16 protein-coding genes are annotated in these 13,873 nt (G+C 56.3%); 6 read left to right on the top strand and 10 right to left on the bottom strand.

What is annotated here, in order from left to right:
* Nucleotides 1-217 precede the first annotated feature (217 nt).
* The 6 genes from rpmH (at nt 218) to DUD43_RS19050 (ending at nt 5,091) form a co-directional block, all read left to right on the top strand.
* Entirely contained in the window at nt 218-352 is a 135-nt protein-coding gene (gene rpmH, locus DUD43_RS19075) for a 50S ribosomal protein L34 (protein ID WP_003800771.1), read from the top strand.
* A 69-nt stretch (nt 353-421) separates the two neighbouring features.
* Entirely contained in the window at nt 422-787 is a 366-nt protein-coding gene (gene rnpA, locus DUD43_RS19070; protein WP_009461433.1) for a ribonuclease P protein component, read from the top strand.
* On the top strand, nt 784-1,026 hold the full coding sequence (gene yidD, locus DUD43_RS19065; protein WP_021447161.1) for a membrane protein insertion efficiency factor YidD: 243 nt from the start codon (nt 784-786) through the stop codon (nt 1,024-1,026). Before rnpA ends, yidD begins: the two co-directional genes overlap by 4 nt.
* Nucleotides 1,027-1,133: 107 nt before the next feature.
* Nucleotides 1,134-2,801 carry a membrane protein insertase YidC gene (gene yidC / locus DUD43_RS19060; protein ID WP_153231497.1) on the top strand — a complete coding sequence of 556 codons (1,668 nt, stop codon included), beginning with the start codon at nt 1,134-1,136 and terminating at the stop codon, nt 2,799-2,801.
* Nucleotides 2,802-3,152: 351 nt separating this feature from the next.
* Nucleotides 3,153-4,595, top strand: coding sequence for a catalase (locus DUD43_RS19055; protein ID WP_153231496.1), 1,443 nt, complete (start codon nt 3,153-3,155; stop codon nt 4,593-4,595).
* 106 nt (nt 4,596-4,701) lie between these two features.
* Nucleotides 4,702-5,091 carry a VOC family protein gene (locus DUD43_RS19050; protein WP_153231495.1) on the top strand — a complete coding sequence of 130 codons (390 nt, stop codon included), beginning with the start codon at nt 4,702-4,704 and terminating at the stop codon, nt 5,089-5,091.
* Nucleotides 5,092-5,106: 15 nt separating this feature from the next.
* On the opposite strand, the gene DUD43_RS19045 is transcribed toward DUD43_RS19050, so the two are convergent.
* From DUD43_RS19045 to DUD43_RS19000, 10 genes are all read right to left on the bottom strand, one after another.
* Nucleotides 5,107-5,814, bottom strand: coding sequence for a TetR/AcrR family transcriptional regulator (locus DUD43_RS19045; RefSeq protein ID WP_137431119.1), 708 nt, complete (start codon nt 5,812-5,814; stop codon nt 5,107-5,109).
* 36 nt (nt 5,815-5,850) lie between these two features.
* Entirely contained in the window at nt 5,851-6,726 is an 876-nt protein-coding gene (locus DUD43_RS19040; RefSeq protein WP_153231494.1) for an oxygenase MpaB family protein, read from the bottom strand.
* Nucleotides 6,727-6,749: 23 nt separating this feature from the next.
* A complete protein-coding gene (locus DUD43_RS19035; protein ID WP_153231493.1) occupies nt 6,750-7,958 on the bottom strand; it encodes an FAD-dependent monooxygenase in 1,209 nt (402 codons plus the stop codon).
* A 93-nt stretch (nt 7,959-8,051) separates the two neighbouring features.
* On the bottom strand, nt 8,052-8,669 hold the full coding sequence (locus DUD43_RS19030; protein ID WP_153231492.1) for an isochorismatase family protein: 618 nt from the start codon (nt 8,667-8,669) through the stop codon (nt 8,052-8,054).
* Nucleotides 8,666-9,706 carry a 2,5-dihydroxypyridine 5,6-dioxygenase gene (locus DUD43_RS19025; protein ID WP_153231491.1) on the bottom strand — a complete coding sequence of 347 codons (1,041 nt, stop codon included), beginning with the start codon at nt 9,704-9,706 and terminating at the stop codon, nt 8,666-8,668. Before DUD43_RS19025 ends, DUD43_RS19030 begins: the two co-directional genes overlap by 4 nt.
* 19 nt (nt 9,707-9,725) lie before the next feature.
* Nucleotides 9,726-10,562, bottom strand: coding sequence for an alpha/beta hydrolase (locus DUD43_RS19020; protein WP_322742790.1), 837 nt, complete (start codon nt 10,560-10,562; stop codon nt 9,726-9,728).
* Nucleotides 10,562-11,290, bottom strand: a complete 729-nt coding sequence (locus tag DUD43_RS19015) for an ABC transporter ATP-binding protein (RefSeq protein WP_153231490.1) — start codon at nt 11,288-11,290, stop codon at nt 10,562-10,564. The genes DUD43_RS19020 and DUD43_RS19015 overlap by 1 nt, the downstream gene beginning before the upstream one ends.
* Nucleotides 11,287-12,045 (bottom strand): ABC transporter ATP-binding protein, encoded by a 759-nt coding sequence (locus tag DUD43_RS19010; RefSeq protein ID WP_153231489.1) that lies wholly within the window; start codon nt 12,043-12,045, stop codon nt 11,287-11,289. The genes DUD43_RS19015 and DUD43_RS19010 overlap by 4 nt, the downstream gene beginning before the upstream one ends.
* A complete protein-coding gene (locus DUD43_RS19005; protein ID WP_153231488.1) occupies nt 12,038-12,997 on the bottom strand; it encodes a branched-chain amino acid ABC transporter permease in 960 nt (319 codons plus the stop codon). Before DUD43_RS19005 ends, DUD43_RS19010 begins: the two co-directional genes overlap by 8 nt.
* Nucleotides 12,998-13,873, bottom strand: coding sequence for a branched-chain amino acid ABC transporter permease (locus DUD43_RS19000; protein ID WP_153231487.1), 876 nt, complete (start codon nt 13,871-13,873; stop codon nt 12,998-13,000).

Here is a 13,873-nt window from a genome sequence, read left to right as displayed (position 1 = left end):
CACTTCTGTAAACCTCGATTCTACCCTGAGCTGTGCCAAGTTATCCACAGGCTAACAAATTTAGTTGCGCAATATCGGGCTAAATAATTGACACAACAGAAAGAATTTGCTGAAATGACGGGCTTAACACGATTTTCTGTTGCCAGATCCCAAGCGTTTATGCTGTCGGGGTGGAGCTTTTCTGCGATTTCTGGCGGCTCATTTTTTTGGATACACCATGAAACGCACCTACCAACCCTCCGTTACCCGTCGCAAGCGCACCCACGGTTTTCGCGTTCGCATGAAAACTCGCGGTGGCCGCGCTGTTTTGAACGCACGTCGCGCCAAAGGTCGCAAACGTCTGGCTGTATAAGCCATGTCGGGATGCGGGGCCCAGGGTGATGGATCTATTATCTAAAGCCCGACTCCCACGATACGCATCATGCGTGCCTCCTTTCCAGCTACGGCTCGCTTACATAGCCCCACCGAATACGCGCAGTCATTAAAAGGACAACGCGTAGGTCGCGGGGCTTTGTTCGTGGTCACTCGCTCTCGTGGCGAGGATCCACACCAGACCGAAGGCGCCCGTTTGGGACTGATCGTCCCCAAGCGCTTTGCCAACCGCGCCGTCACCCGCAACACCATCAAACGTATCTTGCGTGAAACCTTCCGCCACAAACGCGAAGGCTTGCCCAATGCCGCCTATGTCTTTAGGCTGCACAGCAAGGTACCCCAGGTGTCGCTGACCGCCCTGAAGCAACTGGTTCGCACCGAGGCCGACACCTTGTTTTCCAAGGTACGGCCATGATGCGCAAACTGGCTTCGGCACCGATCCGCTTTTACCAGTTTTTTCTGAGTCCCTGGATCGGTAGAAACTGCCGCTTTACCCCCAGCTGCTCCAACTATGCCTTGCAGGCCATTGAAATTCATGGCCCGCTCAAAGGGCTATGGCTCGGTGGTGTACGCATCTGCCGCTGCAATCCCTGGTGCAAGGGAGGGCATGATCCTGTGCCCGCTCGCACGCCCGAAGACCGCAACACTTTCTAAAACCGTCCTGGTCTGCGCCTTGTTTTTCAAGGCAACCCCCTGTTTGCCGACCAGCTACGTTAAACTGCTAAGCTTTTGCTCAGCTTTATAAATGTGATACAGGCGCTATGGATATCCGACGCACCATCCTATGGATGATCTTCTCCTTTGCACTGCTGCTGCTGTGGAACAACTGGCAGGAATATAACGGCAAGCCATCGCTGTTCGCTTCCACCCCAGCCACCACGCAAGCTCCAGCAGCCTCCGACGAACCTGCCGCAAATGGTGGTGTTCCCGCTGCTCAAGAGCCGACTGCGTCTGCTGCCTTGCCTTCGAGCAACAGCGCGGTGTCCGCCACAGCGCAAACCATCGACATCACAACAGACGTCTACAAGCTCAGCTTCAGCACCGAAGGTGCCCAGCTGATCAAGTCCGAGCTGTTGAAGTACGGTTCGCCCGAGAACCCCGAGCAGCCCATGGTGCTGCTGGATAACTCGCCCGCCTCCACCTACCTGGCCCAGTCCGGTATTGTGGGTGCCTCCGGCCAGAACCTGCCCAACCACCTGACTCCATTCGCCTTGGTCTCGAACCAGCGCAGCATGACAGGCGATACGCTGGACGTGGTGTTTGAAGCCACTTCGGACGACGTGAAAGTCACCAAGACCTACACGCTGCACAAGGGCCGCTACGACATCCAGGTTCGTCACGACATCCAGAACAATACGGGCGCCGCGATTGACCCACGCCTGTACCTGCAACTGACCCGTGACGGCAACAACCCGGCCGACTCGTCCCGCCTGTACAGCACCTTTACCGGTCCTGTGGTTTACTCCAGCGGCGACAAGTTCCAGAAGATCACCTTCTCGGACATCGACAAGAACAAGGCCACCTACGCTCGCAGCGTGGATAACGGCTGGATCGGCATGGTGCAGCACTACTTTGCAACCGCCTGGGTTCCCGCCCAGGAGCTGCAACGCACCAACGAAATCCTGAAGCTGGGCAACAATCTGTACGCCGTGCGCACGCTGGAATCGGTCGGTTCTATCGCTGCTGGCCAGAACAAGGCCGTGGACGCCTCCCTGTGGGTAGGCCCGCAAGACCAGAAGGCCATGTCGCAACTGGCTACCGGTCTGGATCTGGTTGTGGACTACGGCTGGCTGACCATCATCTCCAAGCCTTTGTTCAAGCTGCTGACCTGGCTGCATTCCCTGCTGGGTAACTGGGGCTGGTCCATTGTGGCGCTGACCGTGCTGATCAAGCTGGTGTTCTTCCCGCTGTCGGCTGCCAGCTACCGCTCCATGGCCAAGATGAAGCAATTTGCTCCACGCATGCAAGCCCTGCGCGAAAAGTTCGGTGACGACAAGGCCAAGCTGAACGCTGCCATGATGGAGATGTACCGCACCGAGAAGATCAACCCGCTGGGTGGCTGTTTGCCTATGCTGGTTCAGATCCCTGTGTTCATTGCGCTGTACTGGGTGCTGCTGGGCAGCGTCGAGATGCGCGGTGCACCCTGGATTCTGTGGATTCACGACTTGGCCGCACGCGACCCATGGATGATTCTGCCCGCCATCATGATGGGTACCATGTTCCTGCAGATCAAGCTGAACCCAACTCCGCCTGATCCAATGCAAGCCAAAGTCATGATGCTGATGCCTCTGGTCTTTGGTGGCATGATGTTCTTCTTCCCCGCTGGTCTGGTTCTGTACTGGTGCGTGAACAACATCCTGTCCATTGCACAACAGCGCTACATCACGCTGCAGATCGAAAAGAACAGCGCGAAAGCAGCCAACAGCTAATTCGCTCTGACACGAAAAACCCCGCTACGTTTAGCGGGGTTTTTTTATGCCTGTTGCCTGCCAGATTGCTCGAAACAATCCCACCTACCATTAATGGCTCTATCCAACAGCGCTAAAGGCCCGAATTTACAAACATTTATTAACTTTTTTCTCTGCCCCTATCATCGAAATTTCATCCTCTGTGTTTGTACTTACCGCTATGATCGGGATGAAAGTCCTCTCAATAGCAAAAAGCTATTCGTTCGCTAAAATCATTTGATTTAACTATTTCGACCAAGGCAAGTAGACTGATCTCAACTTCTTAAAACGACCCGCCCACTCGGTTCGGGTCAGCTTCAACGGAGAATCACAATGAGCAACAAAACCCTGACGACCGCCGCTGGCCGCCCTGTTGAGGAGAACCAGAACTCCATGACAGCAGGCCCTCGTGGTCCCGTCCTGATGCAGGATTATTGGCTGTTGGAGAAGCTGGCTCACTTTGACCGTGAACGTATCCCCGAGCGCGTTGTACACGCCAAAGGCTCGGGCGCTTTCGGTACCTTTACCGTGACGCACGATATCAGTCAGTACAGCATGGCCAAGGTCTTCAAGCCAGGCAGCAAGACCCCCGTTTTCTTACGTTTTTCCACCGTAGCTGGTGAAGCAGGAGCCGCCGATGCAGAACGCGACGTTCGAGGATTTGCCCTCAAATTCTATACAGAAGACGGAAACTGGGACCTCGTGGGCAATAACACTCCTGTCTTCTTTATACGGGATCCACTGAAGTTCCCCGACTTCATCCACACACAGAAACGCGACCCTCGCAGCCACCTGCGCAACATGAGCGCCGCCTGGGATTTCTGGTCCCTGTCGCCCGAATCCCTGCACCAGGTCACCATCCTGATGAGCGACCGCGGTTTGCCCTGTAACCTGCGCCAGCAGCACGGCTTTGGTTCGCACACCTACAGCCTGATCAACGACAAGGGCCAGCGCCACTGGGTGAAGTTCCACTTCAAATCCCAGCAAGGCATTGCCAACTACACCAACGAAGAAGCCGCCAAAGTCGTAGGCCAGGACCGCGAAAGCTCGCAGCGCGATCTGTACGAGAACATTGAAAAGGGCAACTTCCCACGCTGGGCGCTGCGCATCCAGATCATGACCGAAGAGCAGGCTCGCACCTATCACATCAACCCCTTTGACGTGACCAAGGTCTGGCCACATGGCGACTTCCCATTGATCGATGTGGGCATGCTGGAACTGAACGAGAACCCCACCAACTACTTCGCCCAAGTGGAGCAAGCTGCCTTTACGCCTGCCAACCTGGTGCCTGGTATTGGCCACTCGCCCGACCGCATGCTGCAAGGCCGTATCTTTTCCTACGGCGACACCCAGCGCTACCGTCTGGGCGTGAACCACGGCCTGCTGCCGGTGAACGCACCGCGTTGCCCATTCCACAGCTACCACCGCGATGGCGCCATGCGTACTGGCGACAATAACGGCGGCACGCTGAACTACGAGCCCAACAGCCAGGGTGAATGGCAACAGGCTCCCCGCAGCGAACCGCCTCTGGCGCTGGACGGCCAGCCGGCAGATCACTGGGATCACCGTGTAGATGATGATTACTACTCGCAGCCCGGCAATCTGTTCCGCCTGTTCAACGACGAGGAAAAGCAGCGTCTGTTCAGCAATATTGCCGACGCCATGGCCGGTGTTCCCAAGGAAATCATCGAACGTCAGCTGGGCCACTTCACCAAGGCAGACCCTGCTTACGGTGCGGGTGTGAAAGCAGAACTGACAAAACGCGGTCAGCTTTAAACCCTGACCCGGCTTGTAAAGCCGTAAAAAGATCGGCCCCCCACTCTACAATCGGGGGGCCGATTTTTTTTTGCACTGGCCCTGCATTTTCCTACCGAGTCCCACCATGAAATTTGGCTACACCATCATCTACGTTCCCGACGTCGGCCAGGCACTGGGCTACTTCAACCGTGCATTTGGATTGTCCACCAAGATGCTGCATGAAACCGGCTTGTACGGTGAACTGGAAACCGGCCAAACCACCTTGGCCTTTGCAGCGGAAATGCTGGCCTACATGAACTACCCCAAAGGGCATTTGTCGGCTCACGCATCAGACGTGCCACTGGCCATTGAAATCGCCCTGGTCTGCGACGATGTGCCTGCAGCTCATGCCAAGGCGCTGGCAGAAGGCGGCACGGAACTGGCACCACCACAGAACAAGCCGTGGGGGCAGATGGTGTCTTATGTACAGACGCCAGAGCGTGTTGTGGTGGAGTTGTGTACGCCGGTTAAATAAACGAAAACGCCTGGTTCAAGCCTTGCCAGGCAAGACCACCGGCGCAGCCAGCAAACCGGCAGAGACAAAGGCAATGATCTGCTCAAGAATCTCGTCAGTATTGTTGGGGTCACAGATACCTGGCGCCAGCTCTTCCAGGCGGTGTGTATCGGAGAAGGCATACATATAGGCCCCGATCATCAGGACTACACGCCAGTACACGTCCTTGGCCTGCAACTCGGGCAGTATTTCTTCCAGGATCTGTACGTACGCGCGTGTTGAGCCGTCGTAGGCTTCATTACGCAGTTTGTAGGAAATCTCGGCTGGCTCGGTGTGCAAACGTGCTTGCAGTCGCAAGAAGCGTCGGCCTCCGGGTGTCTCGCGCAAGGCAATCGTGGGTGCCAGAAAAGCGCGCACCACATCATCGACCAGGACCTTGCCATCCTGATCGCGCAAGGCATGCAAGCGTCGTAGACGCTCATCGGAAATGGTTTTGCCTCGGCGGATGAACACGGCCTCAAACAGGCCGTATTTGGAACCGAAGTAGTAGTTAATCAAGGCTTGGGTCACAGCCGCCTTTTGAGCGATGACGCGCAATGTGGTCCCGGCATAGCCAGTCTCGGAAAACTCTTCCTCGGCGGCGTCCAGAATTCGCTCTGACGTGTTGTCACCTACCCCTTCCGGGCGTCCAGGCTTATCCCGCTTGACCCAGGAGCTATCCGACGACAAAGTTACACGGCCCATATTTGCCTCAAAATTTGATTCATTCTTATCTACCAGCTAAGCCAGATTGGCGACGCGACGCCGTGCCCGATGCACGGAGCCGTTACGTGTGGCCCAACGCAAGACGCACGCAACGCTGTTCACCACCTTGCGACGCCACCACATGGATGCCGTGCTGGGGCGATGCTCAAAACAGCGTTGAGCCCACTCTGGCAACATATCCAATGCCGCTAACAGGAACACCCTGGCAACCCAAGCCTTGGGCCCCTTAAACAGGGTATGTGAAGACATTAAAATTGTAGCCACTTCCTGGGTTCGCGCATCAACCCGTAATTGCGGACCGGCCTGGGCAAACAACTCCCTCAAGCTTGCCGCATCCATGACCAGGCTATCCGCACCCAGCAATACTGCAACCTTCGAATATTGCGCGACATAGCGATCCTGCTGCTCCGGCGCCAGCCTGGCATTACGCCAGCGCATATGGGATTGCAGAAAACAGTAGGCCTGCGTGTGATGCACCCAGCGCAGCAATTCCGGGTCATTGGCATCGTAAGGCGTACCATCCGGCAAATGCCCATGGATGTGCTCGTGCACCCGCCGTACCTGATCAATGCAACGCTCGGCCTGCTCCGTGCCTGCATAGCTGACTGCCGAGATGAACTGTGCCGTTCGGCTCAAGCGACCCTGCATATCCTGGCGAAAGCGGGAGTGATCCCAGACCCCGGCCAGTACCTTCGGGTCCAGCATCTGCAAGCACAATGCAGAAATCCCCCCCAACATCATGGAGGTGAAGTCTGCATGCACTTCCCAAACAGCGGACTGTGGGCCAAACAAACCGGGGTCACCCGCAGGCGTCGTAAAGTCTACCGGGCTGCCTTGCAGGCCGGTAATGATGTGAATCTGGTTCTCAACATACTGACGTATCGACAACAAGACGCTTCCCCCGGCCCTACCCATTAAACCTGTAATGCTTTCGGCTGAAAGTCAGTAGCATTATATGAATAAACCCAGTCCGTCTTGATACCACCCGCGTGCGGGTTTTTCTTCTGCTGCTCACGGTATTCGGCATCTCGCTTGGCCTTGGCTTCGCTATCGGACAGGTGATAGGTGCGGCCACGCTCACGCGCTTCCAGCTGCACACGGCTGGTACGTGGCAAGCGCTCTGCTTCATAAAGCGACAAGGCTGTGTCCAGGTCATCCGGCAAAGCAGCCAGAGCAACCGCCAACACGTAGGCGTCCTCGATGGCCATTGCCGCGCCCTGTGACAGGAAGGGCAGCATCGGATGTGCCGCATCGCCCAGCAAGGTCACACGGCCTGCCGACCATTTGGTCATAGGGTCACGATCGAACAAACCCCAACGATAGACATCCGTCACGCGCTCGAACAGCTTGACGATATTGGGGTGCCAATCCTTGAAGTCCTGCAGCATTTCCTGCTGGGTGCTACGCGCATTCCAGGACTCTTCCACCCAGTTGGCTGTTTCATTCACCGCCACAATATTCACAGCCTTGCCGCCATTCACGTAATAGGTCACCACATGGCTTTTAGGACCCAGCCAGAAAGAAGATTCGGGTGCGACAAAATCAGGCATCTGGTCAAAAGGCACGACTGCCCGGTAGCACATATTGCCGGTGAACTTGGGTTCTTCCTCTCCAAAAATGGAGCGACGTACCTCTGAACGCACTCCATCAGCACCCACGATCAGATCGGCCTCAAAACTAGATCCGTCAGCAAAATGTGCCACCGCCTTGCCATCTTGCTGCGACACCCCGGTGCACTGCGTGTTAAAGGTGACCTTTGTTGTACCCAGAAGCTCGGTCAACAAATGATGCAGGTCCGCACGATGCACGTGAAAGAACTCCGCCCCATACAGCGTCGGGCAATCGCTCTTTAAAGGGATACGGAAGCTTTCCTCTCCACTGGACCAATCACGCCCCACCAAAGCCTCGGGCAAAAAACCCACCTTGGCCAGCGCATCGTGTGCGCCTAAAGCGTTGAGCACCTTGACCGCATTCGGGGTCATTTGAATCCCGGCACCCACCTCTCCAAAGGCGGCTGCACGCTCAAACAAATGTACTTCTATGCCGCGCTGCTCCAGGGCTGCTGCCAAAGTCACGCCGCCAATACCACCGCCTATCACACCTACTTTCAACGTTTTTTTCATGCTGTACATCCTCGGTGTTTGGGCCTTGGGCAGCCCAAACCTTCCCAATTAATTAAACAAATAAATAATAAATAAGCAAAAAAACCGATAGTCCTAGATCACCAGCAAGGGGCGCAAGTCCGCATACGGACGAACCTCGCCGTACTTCTGTTGAATATCAAACAGGCTCGCGTCGTGCGGCTCCTTGGCTCGGTCACCCACGCAATCTGCCAGGACAAAAGGGCGCAAGCCGCAGGACATGGCATCCACGACAGAGGCACGTACGCACCCGCTTGTGGTGGCGCCAGCAATCAGCAAAGTTTGCACCGCCCGCTCCGCAAACCAGGCAGCCAAAGCAGTTCCAAAGAAGGCCGATGGAACCGTTTTACGCACGACCAGTTCACCCGGTGCAGGCTTCAAGGCATCGACAATCGCACTGGCTGGATTGTGCTCTCGCAGCTGCACCAAACCGGGGACTTTCAGACCAAATACATTGCGGTCGGCACTGTCATCGGCAAAGATAATGCGGCTGTGCGCCACCGGCCAGTTCTGTGCCCGTGCATCCGCCAGAACCGTGCGCGTTTGCTCAATGGCTTCCAGAATATTTCCACCACCAAATGCCTGGGGATCTGCAAAACCGTTAACGAAATCCACAATTAACAGCCCGACATTGCCTTCCAGCTCCAGCCCTTGCCCAAACCCCTGTCGCTCGTAAACACTCTGGCTGCTCATGCCAATTCCTCCACCACTTTGCCCTCCCGCACAGTCTCGCGACCATCTACCGTCACGGTGCAGGCACGCAGCGGAATATCGATGTGGCAAGCCGTTGTGCGATCGCCCCCAACTTCATTATTGGGGCCAAAGGAGAACAAGAAATTGCCTGCATAGGCACGGGCATCCATGCCCAGGGTTTGCTCCTTGTCGTAAAGGCCCAGCGTGGACCAGTGCGCACGGGGCTGCAGGCCCCAGCCTATGTGGGACATGGCGTAAGCCTCAGGATCGTTGAACGAGGCCATGTATTCGCGCAGCAGTTCGGCATCCAGCCCGCCTTCAATTGAGGTCACCACGCCGTTCTCGACCGTCATGGTGATGGGATCAGCCGCATAGGACTTCATGGGCAATAAAATGTCGCCGCGATCAATCACGATGCGACCATGCGTCTGACCCTCGTTGGGCCAGGTCAGGATGAAGCCGCTGGGCCAGTGATCCCAGCGCCCCGGCTCATCCACAAAGCCGTATTCCTTCATGACCGGGTACTGCCCCAAAGGCATCACCAGATCGGTTCCTGCCTTGGATGTCGCTCGCATTTCACGAGCCCCCTGCAACACCTGCGCCGAACGCTCCACACGCTCCTTGTCCTGTAAGGACGGCACCATACGCACCAGCACCTCGGGCGGCTCGGCTGCCAAGAGGATTTTGGTACCGGACTGCAAAATCTCATGCTGTTCGGGAGAGAACAGCAAGGTCATCAGGTCCAGCACCAGATCACTGGCCTTGAGGGCAGCAATCGCTGCTGGATTACCCGTCAACGGAGTCGTGCCCAAGTAAGCCAAAAGGTCGCGGCTCAATGCTTTTTCTGCGTTTACAGGCAGCAAATCCACCTGCATCTGGGTTGCCCCCAAGGCCGCCACGGCCAGCTTGGCTGTAGCCAAGGTTTGAGGATGAGTATGCAAACTGGTCAGAATGGTGACCATCTGCCCCGGCTTCACTCCAGAAAGACTCAGCACCTCGTTCCAGGCCTGAACCATTTGATGATCAGATACAGCCATCTTCCACTCCTGTTTCTTGTTAAAAGGTAAGGCCCAGAAAGGTGCCCAATGCACGATAAAAGCCTTCCTCGTCATCCCAGGGAATCATGTGCCCAGCTCCTGGCACACCTAAGACCTGCAAGTCGGGCTTCAAGGACTGCGCCTCTTTAATATCCTCATCGCGAATGACATCCCCCTTGCCCGCCACCATCAGGGCCACCTTCCAGTCATTGAGCTGGCTGAAGTCCGGGAACGCATCGTCGGTGTGGAACCACTCGTAGCTGTCCGTCACCGCACGCACATCGCAGGTGTGCAGCCACTGGGCGCGCAGCGCCAGTTGCTCGGGGGTCCAGGTCGGGCAAAACTGCCGCATCTGCTCGGCGCTCATGCCTTGTTTAGCCTGTGCAATCGAATCGGTGTACCAGGCAATATTCGCCGGGTAGGGGCGTCGCCCCGGGCCGGACACTGGCGGATCCACCAGCACCATGGCGGCTCCCTTGGGCAGCCCCCGGCTGGCGGCACGCAACAAAATGCGCGCCCCCATGGAATGCCCCACATAGATGGGTGACTCCAGTGCCAGCTCCCGAACGAACTCGCACAAATCATCCGCGCACGCATTCACCCCGTAGTCCAGATCTGCACCCGATTGCGACAGGCCACGACCACGTACATCGAGCACATACACATCAAAATGCAGGGCCAAACGCTCTGCCACAAAGCCCCAGGTGGGGGCAGGGCTGGTGATCCCCGGCTCCAGCACCAAAGCGGGTCCGGGACCGGCATAACGCAAGTAGTGCTGCCGTATGCCATTGGCGTGGACATGGGCGCCGTAGCTAAGACGCGATGGGAGTTCTACCGTCTTGTTCATGCTCATCATCAGCCTCCCAGGTAAGCGCTCAAGAGTTCAGGATCTTTCAGCATGCTGGCGCTGTCTTTCTCTGCAATGACGCGCCCTGTCTCCAGCACATAGGCTCGACTGGCTACGTTCAGCGCGTTATGCACGTTCTGTTCCACCACCAAAATGGACACGCCATGCTCACTGATGTCCCGCACCACCTGAAAAACCTCCAGAGCCATCTTGGGGCTGAGCCCCAAGGAGGGTTCATCCAGAATCAACAGCTCCGGTTCTGACATCAATGCCCGGGCAATCGCCAGCATCTGCTGCTCGCCGCCGCTAAGCGTGCCCGCCAGTTGCTTGTATCGCTCTTTCAGGCGCGGGAAACGATGAAAGGCTATGCCTTTACGCCGCTCCACTTCAGTCCTGGACTTGATCAGGTAAGCACCCAGATCCAGATTGTCCTCAACCGTCATTTCGGGCCACACATGCCGTTCTTCAGGGCAGTGAGCCAAACCCAGCTTCAGAATATGCTCAGGGCTACGACCACTGATCACTTGCCCTTTCCAGGTGATCTGGCCGGAAGTAGGGCGGATCAAGCCGGAGATAGCACGCAGCGTGGTGGATTTCCCCGCGCCATTCGCCCCCAGAATGGCCACGACTTCACCAGGCTGTACATGCAAGCTGACGCCATGCAGGGCCGTTAAGTTTCCATATCCCGCCACCACATCCTGCAAAGCCAATAGAGGTTCAATGTCCTGTTTACTCATGCCGCTTTCCCCATATAGGCTTCCAACACTTGCTCATTGGCCTGAATCTCTGCCGGCGTACCCGTTGCCAGTTTTTTGCCAAAGTTCATGACGACGATCTGGTCAGACACACGCATGATCAGACCCATGTTGTGCTCTACCAGCAAAATGGACTCCACCCACTGCCCAGGCAGCTGTTTGAGCAAATCTGCCAAACCTTCTGCTTCATGTGTGTTGAGCCCTGCCGCTGGTTCATCCAGCATCAGCAATCTGGGTTTGGCACTCAGGGCAACGCCCACTTCCAGCAGTCGTAACTCACCGCAAGACAAGGAGCTGGCCAATACATCAGCACGCTTGGCCAGGCCAATCTGATCGAGAATACGGCGGGCCGAGACGATGATTTCCTGCTCGGTTTTTGCCTGCTCCTTGCTGGGCCAGAAAGTGCGCCACAAGGGTGCTCGATCGACCAAATAATGGGCATGAACCAGATTGTCGAAAACACTCAAAGCCCGCAGCACATTGGTCTTTTGAAAAGTACGAATGACGCCCTGCTGTGCCATGCGATAAGGCTTACTGGCCGTAACCTCTTTGCCATCCCACAACACCCGCCCACGAGTAGGCTGATAGAAGCCGGTGATAAGGTTGAAGCACGTCGTTTTGCCAGCGCCATTAGGCCCGATCAAGCTGACGATTTGCCCGGCAGGAACGGTGAAATCAATATCCTGAACCGCATGAATACCGCCAAAGGATTTGCTGAGACCGCTTACTTCAAGCATGACGCGTCCTCCCAAATAGATGATGAAAACGCTGCTGCACAAATCCCATGATTCCATCCGGTGCAAACAGCACCGAGGCCATGACGATCAATCCAAACAGGGACAGGCGCAGTTCCTTGAATTCGCGCAAATACTCTTCCAGCAAGGCCACCACGATGGCCCCGGCAATCGGACCCAGCAAAGTACCTTTACCGCCCAGCAAAACGATGATGATCATGGTCGCCGTAAACGGGAAACCGAAGACTTCCGGCCCTACAAAGCTGATGTAGCTGGCGTAGTAGGCCCCGGCAATCCCCGCCAGAAAGGCGGCCACCACAAAGACAAACTGCGAGTAGCGAAAAGGATCAATACCGACCGATTGAGCAACGTAATTGTTCTCTCGCAAGGTGACGGCCGCACGGCCTGCACTGGAATGAACCAGGCGGTAGCAGATGTAGAAAGTGATGGCGGCCAGCACAATGCCCATCACCACAAAACCCCGCTTGCCAGCCAGCCAGGGCGACATGTCCAGCAGGGCGGGATGAGCCACACCCGAGATGCCCATCGGGCCATTAGTCAGGTCTACCCAGTTATTGGCCAGCAGGCGCAGAACCTCGGCAAAGGCCAGAGTCACAATGACAAAGAAGGGCCCATTCAGACGCAAAGTCACACGCCCGATCACGTAGCCCGCTGCCGCAGCAATCAAGGCCGCCGCTGCAATGGTGACCGTGACGGGCCAGCCCACCGCAGGTGAACTCAAAATGGCGACCGAATACGCGCCCAGGCCAAAAAATGCCACATGACCCAGCGGGAACTCTCCCACATAGCCAATGATCAAGTTCAGGCTGCTGGCCAGCACGCTATACATCAGCACCAGCACCAGGATGTGCAGCAAATAATCGTTCTGCACAAAACAAGCGAGCAACGCCGACAAGACCAGGAAGCCCACCATAAAGTGACGTTCTATTTTCATTTACGCGCGCTCCGCTCGAACCGAAAACAAACCATAGGGGCGGAAGAACAGAATCAAGATAACCAGGGCAAAGCCCACCATGTCCGCTGTCCCCGTTTGCACATAACCTCCCCAAAGCGCTTCTGCCACGCCCAGGATCAAGCCACCCAGAATGGCCCCGCCAAAATTACCCATCCCGCCCAGAATGACCACCACAAAAGCCTTCAAACTGATCAGGCCACCGATCGAAGCCTGCGCGACATAAATGGAGCTGAGCAACATGCCCGAGGTTGCCGCCAGGACCACACCCAAGGCGAAGGTGGAGGCATAAATCGTGGCGGTGTTGATACCGACCAGACTAGCCGCCGTGGAGTCCTGAAAGGTGGCCCGCATGGCTTTACCCAAGCGGGTTTTCTGAATCAGCAAACGTGCGCCGACGATGGCTGCAATAGACATCCCGATCGCAAAAAGCCGCACCTCGGTAATGAATATCGGCCCCAGAAACATGGGAGTATTGGGGACCGGCGCTACCACTTTCAAAGGCGCCGTACCCACAATCATCAAGGCGGTGTTCGTCAGAAAAATCGACAAACCGATAGTCAGCAAAATGCCTGGCTCCGGACCCTTGTCCCGGATACGGGCAATCAGGAAGCGATCCAGCAACCATCCAAACACCGCGACGATCACCATGACCAAGGCCAGGCCCACAAAGAAGTTCAGCTCCAGTTGCTGGGTTACCAACCATCCCAGCAAGCCACCGATCATGTAGAACTCACCATGAGCAAAGTTCACCAATCGCATCAAACCAAAAATCAGGGTCAGGCCCAGAGCCGACAGCGCGTAGAACGTCCCGTTCACCAGTCCATTGGCAATGAACTGCAGCAATAAATCAAACAC

The sequence above is a fragment of the Alcaligenes faecalis genome (assembly GCF_009497775.1).
Classification (GTDB): domain Bacteria; phylum Pseudomonadota; class Gammaproteobacteria; order Burkholderiales; family Burkholderiaceae_B; genus Alcaligenes; species Alcaligenes faecalis_D.
Note: the sequence above shows the minus strand (reverse complement) of the source record. Positions and strands in the feature narration are given on the sequence as shown.